We start from the raw sequence: 12,883 nt of genomic DNA, 5'->3' as shown, positions 1-12,883 counted from the left end.
CGAGTTCATGATTGACGAGATCTGGATCGCCGATGACGACCGCGGCGTGCGCTTCGTGCTGGCGGAGGCGCTGCGCGATGCTGGCCTGCCGGTGCGCGAGTTCGGCGATGCGGCGTCGGTGCGCGAGGCATTTCGCGAGGCGCGACCGGCGCTGTTGCTCACCGATGTACGCATGCCTGGCGAAGATGGTCTCGCCTTGTTGAACGAGCTGAAGACGCAGGGCATCGGCCCGGTAATCGTGATGAGCGCGTTCACCGACGTGGCGACGACGGCGGCAGCCTACCGCGCCGGTGCGGCGGACTATCTCGCCAAGCCCTTCGACCTGGACCAGGCGGTGGCCGCCGTGCAACGCGCGCTGGCCGATGTGCCCGCAGCGTCTGCGCCGGCACCCGCGCTGGTGGCGCCGACTCATGCGTTGCTTGGCGAAAGCGCTGCCATGCGCGAAGTGTTCCGGCTGATCGGCCGCGTGGCGGCCAGTGATCTCAACGTGCTCATTACGGGCGAAACCGGCACCGGCAAGGAACTGGTGGCGCGCGCGCTGCATGAAGAAAGCGCGCGTCGCGACAAACCCTTCGTGGCGTTGAACACGGCGGCGATACCCAGCGAGTTGCTGGAGAGCGAGCTGTTCGGCCACGAAGCCGGTGCCTTCACCGGCGCCACCCGCCGACATCCTGGCCGTTTCGAGCAGGCCGAGGGCGGCACGTTGTTTTTGGACGAAATCGGCGACATGCCACTGGCACTGCAAACGCGCCTGTTACGAGTGTTGGCAGGCGGCGAGTTCTACCGTGTCGGTGGGCGTGAGTTGATTCGCGGCAATGTGCGCATCGTGGCGGCCACCCATCAGGATCTGGACGCGCGTGTCGCCGCGGGCTTGTTCCGCGCTGACCTCAAGCACCGGCTGGACGTGGTGCGCATCGAGCTGCCATCACTGCGGCAGCGACGCAGCGACATCCCGCTGCTGGCGCAACACTTCCTCGCCACCGCGGCGCAGGAACTGAAGCTGCCGCCGAAGCGCTTTTCCAAGGCGGCGCTGAAGGCGGTTGCGCAGCGCGATTTCCCCGGCAACGTACGAGAGCTGGAGAATCTCAGTCGTCGTCTCGCGGTGATCGCACCGGGCGCCGAGATCCTGCCGGCAGACCTCGGCAGCGAAGCCGCGGTGCCTGCGCTCGGCGACTGGACTGACGCCTTGCGCGACTGGGCGACGCAGGCGCTGGTCGATGGCGAAAGCGACATCCATACCCGTGCTCGCGAAGCGCTCGATCACACCTTGCTCCAGGCGGCGCTGGCCGCGCATGGCGGTCATCGCCAGCACGCGGCGCTGGCGCTGGGCGTGGGCCGCAATACGTTGACGCGTAAGCTGGGCGCGTCGCGTACGCGACGCCCCTCGAAATCCTGATGTTGGAGTCATGACGATGTCTCTCGCTGTACGTGCCGCAGAGCGCGGCGACATTCCCCACCTGGTTGCCTGGAACGCGGCGATGGCATGGGAGACCGAGCAGAAGCGGCTCGATCCGGCAGTGCTGGAGCGTGGCGTAGCGGCGGTGTTCGACGAGCCGCGACGCGGCTTCTATTTGATGGCGGAGCGCGATGGTGTGGCCGTGGGTTGCTTGTTGGTGACCTACGAATGGAGCGACTGGCGCTGCGGCGATTTCTGGTGGATCCAGAGTGTTTACGTGACGGCAGAGGCGCGTCGCGGCGGCGTGTTTCGCACGCTGTACGACGACGTGGCGAAGCGCGCGCGTGAGGCGGCGGCGGTGGGGCTGCGGTTGTATGTGGAAACCGAGAACCAGCGCGCGCAGGGGACATATGCGGACTTGGGCATGAGCCGCTGCCACTATTTTATGTATGAGGCGATGTTGTAGGGGGGTGCGAGGAGCTGGCGGAGTTGTCGCAAGGGCTTACCCCCTCCCAACCTCCCCTGTCCCACGGGACTAGCTTCGCGTCGCAAGCAAGGGGAGGAGCTAGAAGCTCGCAACGACCTGCTCCCTCCCTTGCTTGTCCCACAGGGACTTCCTTCGGTCGCAGTGAGGGCTGGGGAGGGGTAAGCCCTTGCGACGACCTTCCCGACAGGAGTGCAATCGACGCGTCCTACAGCAACAGCGCGAATTCCTCGGCCGGCATAGGCGCCCCATAGAGAAAACCCTGCAGCAAGGCGCAACCGGCCTGGCGTAAGTATTCGGCTTGCTCCTGGGTTTCCACGCCCTCGGCCACCACGCTCATCTCCAGGCTCTGGGCCATGGTGATGATGGCGTCGGCGATGGCGGCGCTGTCGGTGTCGGTGGCGATGTCGCGCACGAAGGCGCGCGGGATCTTCAACACGTCGATGGGGAAATGCTTGAGGTAGGAAAGGCTGCTGTAGCCGGTGCCGAAGTCGTCCAAGGCGAGGCTGATGCCGAGTTCCTTGATCCGGTGCATCAGGACGCGGCTGTGGTCGCCACCAGACATCACCATGCGCTCGGTGAGCTCCAGCTCGATCAGGCCGGGAGGCAATTCGCTCTCGTGCAGTATGGAGCGCAGGGCCTCGTGAAAGCCCGGTTGCAGGAATTGCGGCGGCGCCACGTTCACGGCGATGGCGACGCTGCGGCCGGTACGGTGCCATTCGGCGGCCTGGCGGCAGGCTTCCTGCAATGCCCACTGACCCAGGGTGCCGATCAGGCCACTCTCTTCGGCGACCGGCACGAACTGGTCCGGGCGATACACGTCGCGGCCGTCCACTTGCCAGCGCAGCAAGGCTTCGGCGCCTACCACGCTGCCAGTGTGCGCATCGACTTTTGGCTGGTAGTGCAGTTGCAGATCGCCGCGACGCATCGCCTTGCGCAGATCGCGTTCGATCCGCATTTGCGCGGCCGGCCGTTCGGTCATGGCAGGGGTGAACAGGCGGTAGCTGTTGCGGCCCTGCATCTTCGCCTCGTACATCGCCGCGTCGGCGTGGCGCATCATGCTTTCCACATCCTCCGCGTCGTCGGGATAGAGGCTGATGCCCGCACTGAAACTCAGGGTGAACTCGGCGAGCTCCACCGGCGGCAACTCCTGCCAGCGGCGCATCAGCAGATCGCAGGCCTTGCCGGCCTCGTTGGCGCTGTCCACGTGAGGGAGCACCACCATGAACTCGTCGCCGGCAGTGCGGCTGACGGTGTCTTCGATGCGCAGGTGGCTGCGCAGGTGTGCGGCGAACATGCGCAACAGTTGGTCGCCGGTCTTGTGGCCCAGCGTGTCGTTGATCTGTTTGAAGTGATCCAGGTTGATGAAGAGCAGGGCCGCCCGCCCGCGTCGGCGTCTGGCGGCGGCGACCACTTGCGCCAGTCGCGATTGCAGCAGGTTGCGGTTGGGCAGGCCGGTAAGCGTGTCGTGCTGCGCCATGTGCGCCATCTTCAACACCAGCGCGCGGGTGGCGCTGACATCGTGGAACACCAGCACGCCGCCGATCACGTTGCCGGCATGGTCGTGGATGGACGCGGCTGAATCCTCAATGGGCGTTTCGAAACCATTGCGATGCACCAGCATCGCGTTGCCTCTCAGTTCGACGATGGTGTCGCGGGTGATCGCGTCAAGTAGCGGGTTGCGCAAGGTGTCGTGCGTTTCGCCGTCGATCAGGCGGAAGACGTCGTCGATCGGTTGACCCAGCGCCTCGCCATGGCTCCAGCCAGTCATCGCTTCGGCGATGGGATTGAGCGAGGTGATGCCCAGCTGCAGGTCGGTGGTGATCACCGCATCGCCGATCGAGCGCAGCGTGACTTCAGCCAGTTCGCGCTCGCGGAACAGCGCTTCTTCGTAGGCCTTGCGCTGACTGATGTCTTGAATCTGCGCCACGGCGTGGAACGGGGTGCCGTCCGGCGCGCGCACCAGCGACACACTGAGCAACACGTGCACCACGTGGCCTTCGCGATGGAAATAACGCTTCTCCAGCTGATAGGCATCGCGCAGGCCGCTCATGAGCTCCGTCGCCATGGTCTGGCTCTTGCCTACGTCATCGGGATGGGTGAGTTCACGGATGTTGAGGTCGAGCAGTTCGGCCTCGCGGTAGCCGAGCATGCCGCACAGCGCGGCATTGACGCGCAACAGGCGCCCGTCCGGCGCCACCAGGCCCATGCCGATGGCGGCGTGCTGGAACGCGCCGAAGAAGCGCTGTTCGCTTTCACGCAGGCGGGTTTCCAACGCATGGCGTTCGGTGATGTCGATGAATACGGTGAACACGCCGCGCACGGTACCGTCGGCGTCGATGTCGGGCTGAAAGCTGCCATGCACATAGCAGCGCGCGTGACCGCTGAACATCTCGCCTTCGTACACCGCAGGGTCGCCGCGCAAGGCTTGTTCCAGACAATGGCCTGCGCGCTGGAGGCTGTCGATGTCGAGCACTTCGTGGACCAGGCGACCGACGATCCGTTCCGGCTTCACACCCAGCCAGCTGTGGTGCACAGCGTTGGCGAAGCGGAAGCGTTGTTCGCCATCGATATAGGTAATCAGTGCCGGGGCGCCGTGCACGACGTGGTGTGGCCAGCCGGATTCGGGCGATGCCGGCCGAGGCTCGTGATCGGATTCGATCTGCTGCATCGTCATACGGCGGTGACCACCCTTGCAGGAGGACGCTAGGGGCGCATCATGCGCTAAGTCAGGTGAGCTGGGCAGTGGGGTGGGGCTTGGTTCGCCGTCTGCTACGCCCCTGCGGTGCCTGATCGTCCAGCCCTCACCGCGGCACAGGAGCCCTGAAGTTCACGAGCAACGTCAAGAGCGAAAGCGGCGTTGGCTTAGGCTGGGGTGGTGTCTTTAGTGAAGCGCTTGGGCGGGAGCTGCGAGGCGGCCGTTTTCGTCCAGCACGATGCGACCCAGTGCGTGCAGTTCGGCGGGGATGTCGCAGCGTTCGGCCAGGGCGGCTACCAATGGGCCGAGTGCCTTGGGGTGCAGGGGGTAGCCGTGTGCCAGTACGCGGGCGCGCCCGCCGTCGCTGCGTTGGGCGAGGGTGACGGCGACGACGCCTAGGCCGGGTGCTTCATGGGCGTGCAGGGTCGGTGGGCCGTAGGCGGGTTCGAGTGAGCCGAGTACTTCCAACAGATAGCCGTGTTCGGCGGCGGTGGCGCTGGCTTGGCTGGATTGCAGTTCCAGCGGCAGGTGGTGGGCTTCCAGCAAGGCGGCGTATTGGCGCAGTTCGAACAGGATGCCGGCCAGGTCGTGGGCGCGTTGGGCAGGTTCGCTGGGTTGGCTTTGTACCCAATCGGCCGGCGACTGCACGCTGACCTTGCCTTGTGCGTAGCGCAGGGAGAGGCCGCGGGCGCTTAGCGCAGATTCCTCGCGATAGGGTGTCAGCAGCGCTGCTTCCAGCAGGGTCCACAAGGCGGCCAGGTTGACGTGCTCGTACTGCACACAGGTCATCGCCAGCAGATCATTGCGGCTCAGGTAGCGCACATGTTCCAGCTTTATGCCAAGCGTACGCATCAGCCAGTCGGCGGTGCGCGCACCCGCCTCGCCGCGGCCCACCAGTTCCACTTCCAGCTGTTCGGACAACGTGTCGGCTAGCGACGCGGGCGCCAGCAGGCTCAGCGGCAGCAGGCGCATCGGGCCATCCGCGAAGGCGCGCCCCGGTTCCAGCGGCTGGGCTGGCATGCGGCCTTCGTGGGTGCCGAACGCGACGACGTTGTCGAGATGGCCGCGCGGCACGCGCCGGGCCAGTTCGTCCAAGGTGGCCCATACCGGAAACCCGGGACGCAGCAGCTCCGCGGTGTCGAACAGCGCGCCGGCCAAGGCCAGACGGGCCTGGTCGACCTGGGGCAGCAGGGTATGCAGGTCGGCAGCGGCCAGGGCGGCCAGCTCGGCGGCCTCGTCGCGATCCAGCGTCATGCGGTCCGGCGTTTCACCGGGTGACAGTTCGAGCGCCAGCACGATGGGTAGGGCAACCAGCGATTGTGCTTCCACGTGTACAAACCCGAACAGCAAAGAACCGAAAGTCTAACATTGGGACCTGACGGGCTTTCGTCAGGTGGCGGGGCGCGTTAGCCTTGACGGCTCAAGCTCGGTTGGATCCCCAAAGACATGGAAAACACCCAGAATCGCGTCGGTGTGATTGGTGGCGTACGCATTCCGTTCTGCCGCAACAACACCGCCTATGCCGACGTCGGCAATTTCGGCATGTCGGTCAAGGTGCTCGGCTCCTTGGTCGAACGCTTCCGCCTGCATGGCGAGGAGTTGGGCGAAGTGGCGATGGGTGCGGTGATCAGGCATTCCTCGGAATGGAACCTGGCGCGCGAGGCGGTGCTTTCTTCCGGCCTGGCGCCGACCACCCCGGGCATCACGACGGCGCGCGCCTGCGGCACCTCGCTGGATAACGCCATCATCATCGCCAACAAGATCGCCGCTGGGCAGATCGAAGCGGGCATTGCCGGCGGCTCGGACACCACCAGCGACGTGCCGATCGTGCTGGGCGAACGCTTTCGCAAGCGCCTGCTGGCAGTCAACCGCGCCAAGGGCTGGCAGGACAAGATGGCGGCGTTCACCCGCGGTTTCTCGCTGAAGGAACTCAAACCGGCGTTTCCGGGCGTGGCCGAGCCGCGCACCGGCATGTCGATGGGCGACCACTGCGAAAAGATGGCCAAGGAGTGGCACATCAGCCGTGAGGCGCAGGATCAGCTCGCGCTGGATAGTCATCTCAAGCTTGCCGCCGCTTATGAGGCAGGCTTCTTCGAGGATCTGGTGGTGCCGTTCCGCGGCCTGAAGCGCGACGGTTTCCTGCGTCCGGATTCCACCCTGGAAAAGCTCGCTACGCTCAAGCCGGCCTTCGACAAAATCTCCGGCCACGGCACGCTGACCGCCGGCAATTCCACCGGTTTGTCCGACGGCGCCGCTGCGGTGCTGTTGGGAACGGATGAATGGGCGGCCAAGCGTGGCCTCAGCGTGCAAGCGTATTTCCGTGATGCCGAAGTGGCCGCGGTGGATTTCGTGCATGGCGAGGGGCTACTGATGGCGCCGACCATTGCCGTGCCGCGCATGCTCGACCGTCACGGCCTCACCCTGCAGGATTTCGATTTCTACGAGATCCACGAAGCTTTCGCCGCGCAGGTGCTGTGCACGCTGCGCGCGTGGGAGAGCGAGACGTATTGCAAGAACCGCCTGGGCCGCGATAAGCCGCTGGGCAGCATCGATCCGGCCAAGCTCAACATCCACGGTTCCAGCCTGGCAGCAGGACATCCCTTCGCCGCCACCGGTGCGCGCATCATCGCCACGTTGGCGCGCATGCTGGAGCAGAAGGGTTCCGGTCGTGGCCTGATTTCCATCTGCACGGCCGGTGGCATGGGCGTCACCGCGATTCTCGAACGGCCGTAAGCGTCGGCCGTACAGACGTCTATCTCCGATGTTCCGCCTACGAACCACCACCGGTCTGAGCCTGCTCGCACTGGTGGTGGGCGTGGCAGGCACCGCCTGGCTCAGTGAGCAGACCGCGGGCTGGGCTGGACCGGAGAAGCGCATGGTGCAGGCAGGCGCGCCACGACATGTCCCGGCCATGGCGCGCGCGAGGCACGCCGCCCAAGCGAAGGTTTCATCCGTGACTTCGCATGCCGTTCATTGGCCGCCGATCGATCATGCGCAGGCGGCCACAGTGCCGGAAGATAGCGTGGTCGCGCCAACGCTGACTCCGATCGAAATGCCAGCTGCACCGATGTCCCTGTTCAGTCGCCGCGTGGCGAGAGCGGGCCGGGTGGTGCTGCGCCTTGCGGTCGATGGACAAGGCAACGTGACTCGCGCCGCCGTAGGCGAATCCAGCGGCGACACCCAGCTCGACGACGAAGCCGTTCGCACGGTAAAGGGTTGGCGTTTCGCTGTACCGGCGGATCATCCCGATGGCATCAGCGGCGACTTGCCGATGCGCTTCGATGCCGATGCCAAGGCGGCGGACGGTTTCTAACCGTTTCCGCCGCTTAGACGGGGCTCTTAAAGAATGCCTGCCCCGCCCGCGCCAAACGCCGTGATCAGCCGCGTATAGATCAGCTTTGGTGACAATGCCACGTCGGGGAAGTCGCCGACGGGTGTGTAGCAGCTGAAGAAAGCTGGGTCGCTGGGGCGCATCGGTGTGCAGCCGGGTTTGAGGTCGTAGCTGGTGGCGTAGCGGTACGGCCAGAAATCGAACAGCGGCAGGCTGGCGGAGATATCGCCGATGGCTGCGTTTAGACTGGAAAGCAGTGGGATGGAGCGCTGGCGCGGGCCGATCACCCAAGCATTTTCCGGTTGCGTCTCGCGCATGATCGCGTCGCGCAGTTGGCCCGCAAAATCGCGGTCGTAGACGATCACGCCCGCTTCGGTGTTGTAGCGGTCCGAACGCGGGTCGAAGTTGTGCGAGCCGACCATGGCGAAGCTGTCGTCCACGACGATCGACTTGGCATGCAGGCCGAAGCGGCGGCCCGCGCTGACCAGCGGTGCGGGCCGATTGCGTTTACTGCCGCGACGGATGCTGAGCACGCTGCGGCTCTCCGTGCCCATGATGCGTTTGCCGACCGTTGCTTTTGGTTTGCTCTCCGGGCCGTCGTCCGCGCTGGCGAAGGCGTTGTCTTCGGCGGGGCCGACGGCATGCGGCTTCATCTCGTAAATTTCGAAGCTGTAGTCTTCCAGATATTGTTTGCGATGCTTGTATGAGAGCGCATACACCGCGAACGCATCGGTCGAGGCCAGCGAATTGGTGGAGACGACGATGCGCGGCGGTGCTTCCTGCTGGTGCAGGCGCATGAAGATGGAGCGCGCGCGTTTGCTCATCACCAGGTACGGCGTTTGCAGTACGACCTCTCGCTTGGCCGCCCCCACCATGCGCATCACATGGGCGGTGAAATCGCGGGCCTCGCGTTTCTGCGGCCCGTCGGTCTTGGCCGGCAGGTCGCTGAAGAACTCCACCAGCGAGGTGCGCAAACTGTCGGTGACGAGGTTTTCGTCCAGCCATTCCGCATCGTCGGCCTCTTCTTGCACGCGTGCGACGCGCTCCGGATGCGAGTAGCTCGGTGTGGGCCAGGCTTGGGCCGGGGCGGAAAGCAGTAGGCGGTTGACGTCGCGCAGGTGGGTCAGCGGCACCGAGCGTTTGTGTTTCCAGAACAATTCGAAGCTGGCGCCCATGGCCTGCGCCGCGGGGCCGCCCACCATCACGTCACGGTCGACATAGTCGAAGTCGTTGTCCCAGTCGAAGTAGCGGTCCTGGTAATTGCGCCCGCCGGTGATGCCGATGCGGTTGTCCACCAGCAGGACCTTGTTGTGCATGCGCTGGTTGAACTTGACGAAGCAGCACACGATGCCGGCGGCGAATTCCACCGGCGAGGTTTGCGCCTTGTGGAAGGTCGGGTTGTACAGCCGCACCTCCAGATTGGCGTGCGCGCGGGCAATCCGGTCGAGCCAGCTGGGGTCGTTGAAGGAAAACAACTGGTCGGCCAGGATGCGCACCTTCACGCCGCGCCGCGCGGCCTGTATCAACTCATCGAGGATCAGCTGGCCGGCGTCGTCCTGATCCCAGATATAGGTTTGCACGTCGATCGATTGCCGTGCCGCGCGAATCAGGTTGATCCGCGCCACCATTGCCGCCTCGCTATCGCTGAGCAGGGTGACCACATGGACCGGATGTGCTTCGCTGGAATCGGCGAGCGCTTGGGTGGCTGCATCCAGCAGCGGCGACGCCTGCGCGCAACGGTCGTCGCGAGTGCAGTTGAGTTCGCGTCTGGCCTGCGCCGCCACCACCGCATCCGCGCGGCGGATATTGGCCTTGGACACGGTGCAGCCCGGCAGCAGGGCCGTGGCTAGTAGAAGGAGGAGGATGGTCGTCCAGCGTAAATGCATGGCGCGATGATACGGAGCGTCCATGCCTTTCGTCCTGCGCTCGCCAGCCGCCTTGGCGGCGGCGATCCAGCGGCCATTCATGGCCTGGCGTCATCGATCGCGATCACCAGGCCCAGCGAGACCTGGTCCGACAGCGTGGCACGGCGGCCGGTCATGCCGAAATCGCTGCGCTGGATGTCACCACGCACTTCGATGCGGCACTGCTGCAGCGCATTGGGCGAACAGCGCGAGGGCAGCAGCCGGAAGTGCGCGGGGCGGGTAACGCCGCGCAGGGTCAACGAGCCGAGCAGGTCGCCACCCTGTTCCAGCGCGGTCAGCGGCATAGGCTCGGAGACGAAATGGATAGTCGGGTAGTGCTCGACGTCGAAGAACTCAGGCGCCAGCACCCAGCGGCGAACCCGATTCGAATCCATACGGATGCTGTTCACCACGATGTGCGCGTCCACCACGGCCATGTCGTGCTGTGCGCCGAGGGTGACGTCGCCGCTGATCTGTTCGAAGCGGCCGCTGACCTGGCTCAGCCATAGCAGCCGCACACCGAAATCGGCATGCGAGCGCAGCGGGTCGATGCGGTAGTCAGCGGCGTGAAGCGGGGATGTGGCGAGCAGAACAGGAGCGAGCAGCCATCCGAAAAGCCGCACCCTCACGGAGACCAGAAGGCATCCAGACGGGCCTGGCCCGGTTCGAGCGGATGGTCCAGGTGCAGCACCGCAAGCCCGCCGGGCGGCATGCCGCGGAATTCGTCGGAGCGTCCCTCGGCCAGTAGCGCCACCAGTCGCTCGATGCCGGGATTGTGGCCCACCAGCATCACCGTGCCGGCGTCGCCGTGCTGGTCCAGCAGGGCAAGCAGTTCGCCCGGCGTGGCGTCGTAGATGTCGTCGGAAAGCAGCGGTTCGGGTGCCTTGCCCAGGGCAGCCAGCGCCAGGGCGGCGGTGGCCTTGGTACGCTCGGCGGGCGAACACAGCACGCGGTCGGGATGCAGCTTGTGCTTAGCCAGCCAATGGCCGGCCGCGCGTGCTTCTTGTTCACCGCGCCCGCTCAGGCGGCGTCCCAAATCATCTCCGCCAGCGTGCGCGGGCTGGGCTTCGGCGTGACGTAACAGGATCAGTTCGTGCATGAGTAGCTCCGGCCGGGAGTGTGCGCAGTAGGGTGGTTCATTGCTGACGTTTGATCCAGCGCAAGAGCTGTTTCCAGTCTTCCTGATGGTTGCGCACGTTTTCGGAGGCGTAATCAAAGATGCCTTTGCCCAGCGCGGTCAGCAGCACATAGGCCTGGCTGTCACGCAACTGTGCCACCAGCGGGAACGGTGATTGGCTGGCCAGCTGTTCCATGGCGTCCTGGCTGGCGTGGGTCCACGGTTTGAGCCGGTTGCCGACCACGCCGACGGGCAGCTTGCCGCGCTTCACACGCGGGATCTGCTGCAGGTGATGAAGGAAATCGAGTGTGGCGTCCATGTCGAACGGCGAGGGCAGGGCCGGCACCAGCAGGACATCGGCCTGCTCGAGATAAGGCTCCAGCTCGCGTTCGTGTGAGCCGGCCGGGGTGTCGATCAGCACCCGCTGCGTGTCCGCCGGGATCTTGTCCAGAGCTTTACGGCCGCCTTCCAGGGCCAGTACGCCGGGGACGTTATCGGCGCGCCGCGCCGCCCAGCGGAAGCTGGAACCTTGCCGGTCCGTGTCCACGATGGCCGTGTGTTTGCCGTCCTGTGCCCAATGCGAAGCCAGCTGGGTGACCAGCGTGCTCTTGCCGCAACCGCCTTTGCTGCTTGCTACCAGCACCGTCAGCATGCGTCGCCCCTGTGTTCAAGGTGGGACCAAGAGTACACAGGGAACGGGGAACGGGGAACAGGGAATGGGGAACAAGGGTGATGGGGGCGAGGCCGAGGTGCGCCGGTGCGTCCCTGTTCCCCGTTCTCTCTGATTATTTATCCGGCTTTCTGCGGCGCCCAGTCGCTGGGGGCATCCACCGGAATGTTGTAATCGCGCAACGCGGCGAGCACCAGGCTCATTTCGGTGCCACCGCTGCGGGCCAGAGCCAGCAGATGCTGGGCGAGGGCGGTGTCGCCCTGGGCGCGGGCGGAAAGTTGAGCGAAGTTCTGCACCTGCCAGATCAGGTTCCGGCGCGCGCGTTTGGCCTCTTCCTGCTGGGCCGGGTCGGCGGCGAGGACTTCGCGCAGGTGCAGGCCGAGCGAACGGGCCAGCGGGCTGGAACTCCATTCGAGGGTGCGGCCGAGCTTGAGGCAGTCGTCCTTCACCGTCTGGTCGTCGCCGGCGCTTTCGCAAAGGCGCGAGGTGGACTGCAAGCCGGGCTGCGGCTGGGTGGCCGCCAGGCCGAACACCATCATTACCTGCACGCCCGTGGCACCCGTCGGCGACAGCGGCTGGATGATGGATGACGGCGGCGGCAGCATGGTCACGCTGGAGGCCAGCGCTTTCAGGCTGGTACCGGTGTAGTCGTCGTAGAGCTTGGACGCGGCGGCCTTGGCCAGATCCTCGCGAGCCGCATCTTTTTTGTTGTCGCGGCTGTCCAGGGCGAGTTTCAGCAGCCAAACCGCGGCGTTGTCCGGCGCCTGTTCGACCAGCTTGGTCATGGCTTCGGTGTTGGGACAGGCGTCCGCTTTGGCGTCACAGTCGCTGAGGCGGGTCCAGCTGATGGCGGCGCCGGTGTCCTCGGCTTGCGAGGCGCGCTCGATGAGGCTGTGGAAATCGTTGTACTTGGGCTGGTTGGGCAGCGGCCGTGCGAGCAGGGCCGCGCCGAGCAGCGGCAGCGCATCGGCGCGCGGCGCCAGCACGCTCACCAGGTCGCGTTGGAAAGCCAGCAGAGCCTGTGTATGCGCGGCGTCCGGCGTGGCGGCCTGGCTGGCCTTGGCATCCGGTTTGGTCGACGTCTTGGCGGCGAACGCCGGGGTGATCGTCAGCACACTGGCGAGGGCCAGAGCGAGGCAGCGCCATCCGCGCATGGTGTTCTCCATCCGGAACAAAGCGGTCAGCATACCGATTCAGCATTAAGCCCGCCTGATCCACAAGCCTCATCAGACAGTCATAGCGGCCGCGACTTGTTAGCATGGTCGCTTCCCGGCGTCGCTTGG

At 65.5% G+C, this 12,883-nt stretch carries 11 protein-coding genes; 4 read left to right on the top strand and 7 right to left on the bottom strand.

What is annotated here, in order from left to right:
- The first annotated feature begins 7 nt into the window (after window positions 1-7).
- Both ntrC and OUZ45_RS03810 read left to right on the top strand, forming a co-directional pair.
- Window positions 8-1,396, top strand: coding sequence for a nitrogen regulation protein NR(I) (gene ntrC, locus OUZ45_RS03815; protein ID WP_425601669.1), 1,389 nt, complete (start codon window positions 8-10; stop codon window positions 1,394-1,396).
- 16 nt (window positions 1,397-1,412) lie between these two features.
- Window positions 1,413-1,862, top strand: a complete 450-nt coding sequence (locus OUZ45_RS03810; RefSeq protein ID WP_266168600.1) for a GNAT family N-acetyltransferase — start codon at window positions 1,413-1,415, stop codon at window positions 1,860-1,862.
- A gap of 226 nt (window positions 1,863-2,088) precedes the next feature.
- On the opposite strand, the gene OUZ45_RS03805 is transcribed toward OUZ45_RS03810, so the two are convergent.
- Together OUZ45_RS03805 and OUZ45_RS03800 are read right to left on the bottom strand one after the other, a co-directional pair.
- Window positions 2,089-4,557 (bottom strand): sensor domain-containing protein, encoded by a 2,469-nt coding sequence (locus tag OUZ45_RS03805; RefSeq protein ID WP_266168599.1) that lies wholly within the window; start codon window positions 4,555-4,557, stop codon window positions 2,089-2,091.
- Window positions 4,558-4,764: 207 nt separating this feature from the next.
- Window positions 4,765-5,907: a hypothetical protein gene (locus tag OUZ45_RS03800; RefSeq protein ID WP_266168598.1), complete on the bottom strand. Its 1,143-nt coding sequence runs from the start codon at window positions 5,905-5,907 to the stop codon at window positions 4,765-4,767.
- Window positions 5,908-6,024: 117 nt separating this feature from the next.
- Between OUZ45_RS03800 and OUZ45_RS03795 the strand changes: the two genes are divergently transcribed.
- Window positions 6,025-7,311, top strand: a complete 1,287-nt coding sequence (locus tag OUZ45_RS03795; protein WP_266168597.1) for an acetyl-CoA C-acetyltransferase — start codon at window positions 6,025-6,027, stop codon at window positions 7,309-7,311.
- 28 nt (window positions 7,312-7,339) lie between these two features.
- A complete protein-coding gene (locus OUZ45_RS03790; protein ID WP_266168596.1) occupies window positions 7,340-7,891 on the top strand; it encodes an energy transducer TonB family protein in 552 nt (183 codons plus the stop codon).
- A 26-nt stretch (window positions 7,892-7,917) separates the two neighbouring features.
- On the opposite strand, the gene OUZ45_RS03785 is transcribed toward OUZ45_RS03790, so the two are convergent.
- The 5 genes from OUZ45_RS03785 to OUZ45_RS03765 form a co-directional block, all read right to left on the bottom strand.
- The gene (locus tag OUZ45_RS03785; RefSeq protein WP_425601667.1) at window positions 7,918-9,819 is read right to left on the bottom strand and encodes a phospholipase D-like domain-containing protein; all 1,902 of its coding nucleotides are present in this window, start codon (window positions 9,817-9,819) and stop codon (window positions 7,918-7,920) included.
- A 53-nt stretch (window positions 9,820-9,872) separates the two neighbouring features.
- Window positions 9,873-10,436, bottom strand: coding sequence for a YceI family protein (locus tag OUZ45_RS03780; protein WP_266168595.1), 564 nt, complete (start codon window positions 10,434-10,436; stop codon window positions 9,873-9,875).
- A 2-nt stretch (window positions 10,437-10,438) separates the two neighbouring features.
- The gene (locus OUZ45_RS03775) at window positions 10,439-10,912 is read right to left on the bottom strand and encodes a SixA phosphatase family protein (protein WP_266168594.1); all 474 of its coding nucleotides are present in this window, start codon (window positions 10,910-10,912) and stop codon (window positions 10,439-10,441) included.
- Window positions 10,913-10,949: 37 nt separating this feature from the next.
- A complete protein-coding gene (locus tag OUZ45_RS03770) occupies window positions 10,950-11,582 on the bottom strand; it encodes a ParA family protein (protein WP_266168593.1) in 633 nt (210 codons plus the stop codon).
- A 137-nt stretch (window positions 11,583-11,719) separates the two neighbouring features.
- Window positions 11,720-12,754, bottom strand: coding sequence for a hypothetical protein (locus OUZ45_RS03765; protein ID WP_266168592.1), 1,035 nt, complete (start codon window positions 12,752-12,754; stop codon window positions 11,720-11,722).
- Between the last annotated feature and the right edge of the window lie 129 nt (window positions 12,755-12,883).

Source organism: Dyella subtropica, from assembly GCF_026283965.1.
Lineage (GTDB): Bacteria > Pseudomonadota > Gammaproteobacteria > Xanthomonadales > Rhodanobacteraceae > Dyella_D > Dyella_D subtropica.
This window is presented reverse-complemented; position numbering and strand designations above follow the sequence as displayed.

Coding starts and splice junctions, on each gene's coding strand:
- OUZ45_RS03795 (WP_266168597.1), top strand. CDS start 6,025: ATGGAAAACACCCAGAATCGCGTCGGTGTGATTGGTGGCGTACGCATT.
- OUZ45_RS03790 (WP_266168596.1), top strand. CDS start 7,340: ATGTTCCGCCTACGAACCACCACCGGTCTGAGCCTGCTCGCACTGGTG.
- OUZ45_RS03805 (WP_266168599.1), bottom strand. CDS start 4,557: ATGACGATGCAGCAGATCGAATCCGATCACGAGCCTCGGCCGGCATCG.
- OUZ45_RS03785 (WP_425601667.1), bottom strand. CDS start 9,819: ATGGACGCTCCGTATCATCGCGCCATGCATTTACGCTGGACGACCATC.
- OUZ45_RS03765 (WP_266168592.1), bottom strand. CDS start 12,754: ATGCGCGGATGGCGCTGCCTCGCTCTGGCCCTCGCCAGTGTGCTGACG.
- OUZ45_RS03770 (WP_266168593.1), bottom strand. CDS start 11,582: ATGCTGACGGTGCTGGTAGCAAGCAGCAAAGGCGGTTGCGGCAAGAGC.
- OUZ45_RS03775 (WP_266168594.1), bottom strand. CDS start 10,912: ATGCACGAACTGATCCTGTTACGTCACGCCGAAGCCCAGCCCGCGCAC.
- ntrC (WP_425601669.1), top strand. CDS start 8: ATGATTGACGAGATCTGGATCGCCGATGACGACCGCGGCGTGCGCTTC.
- OUZ45_RS03810 (WP_266168600.1), top strand. CDS start 1,413: ATGTCTCTCGCTGTACGTGCCGCAGAGCGCGGCGACATTCCCCACCTG.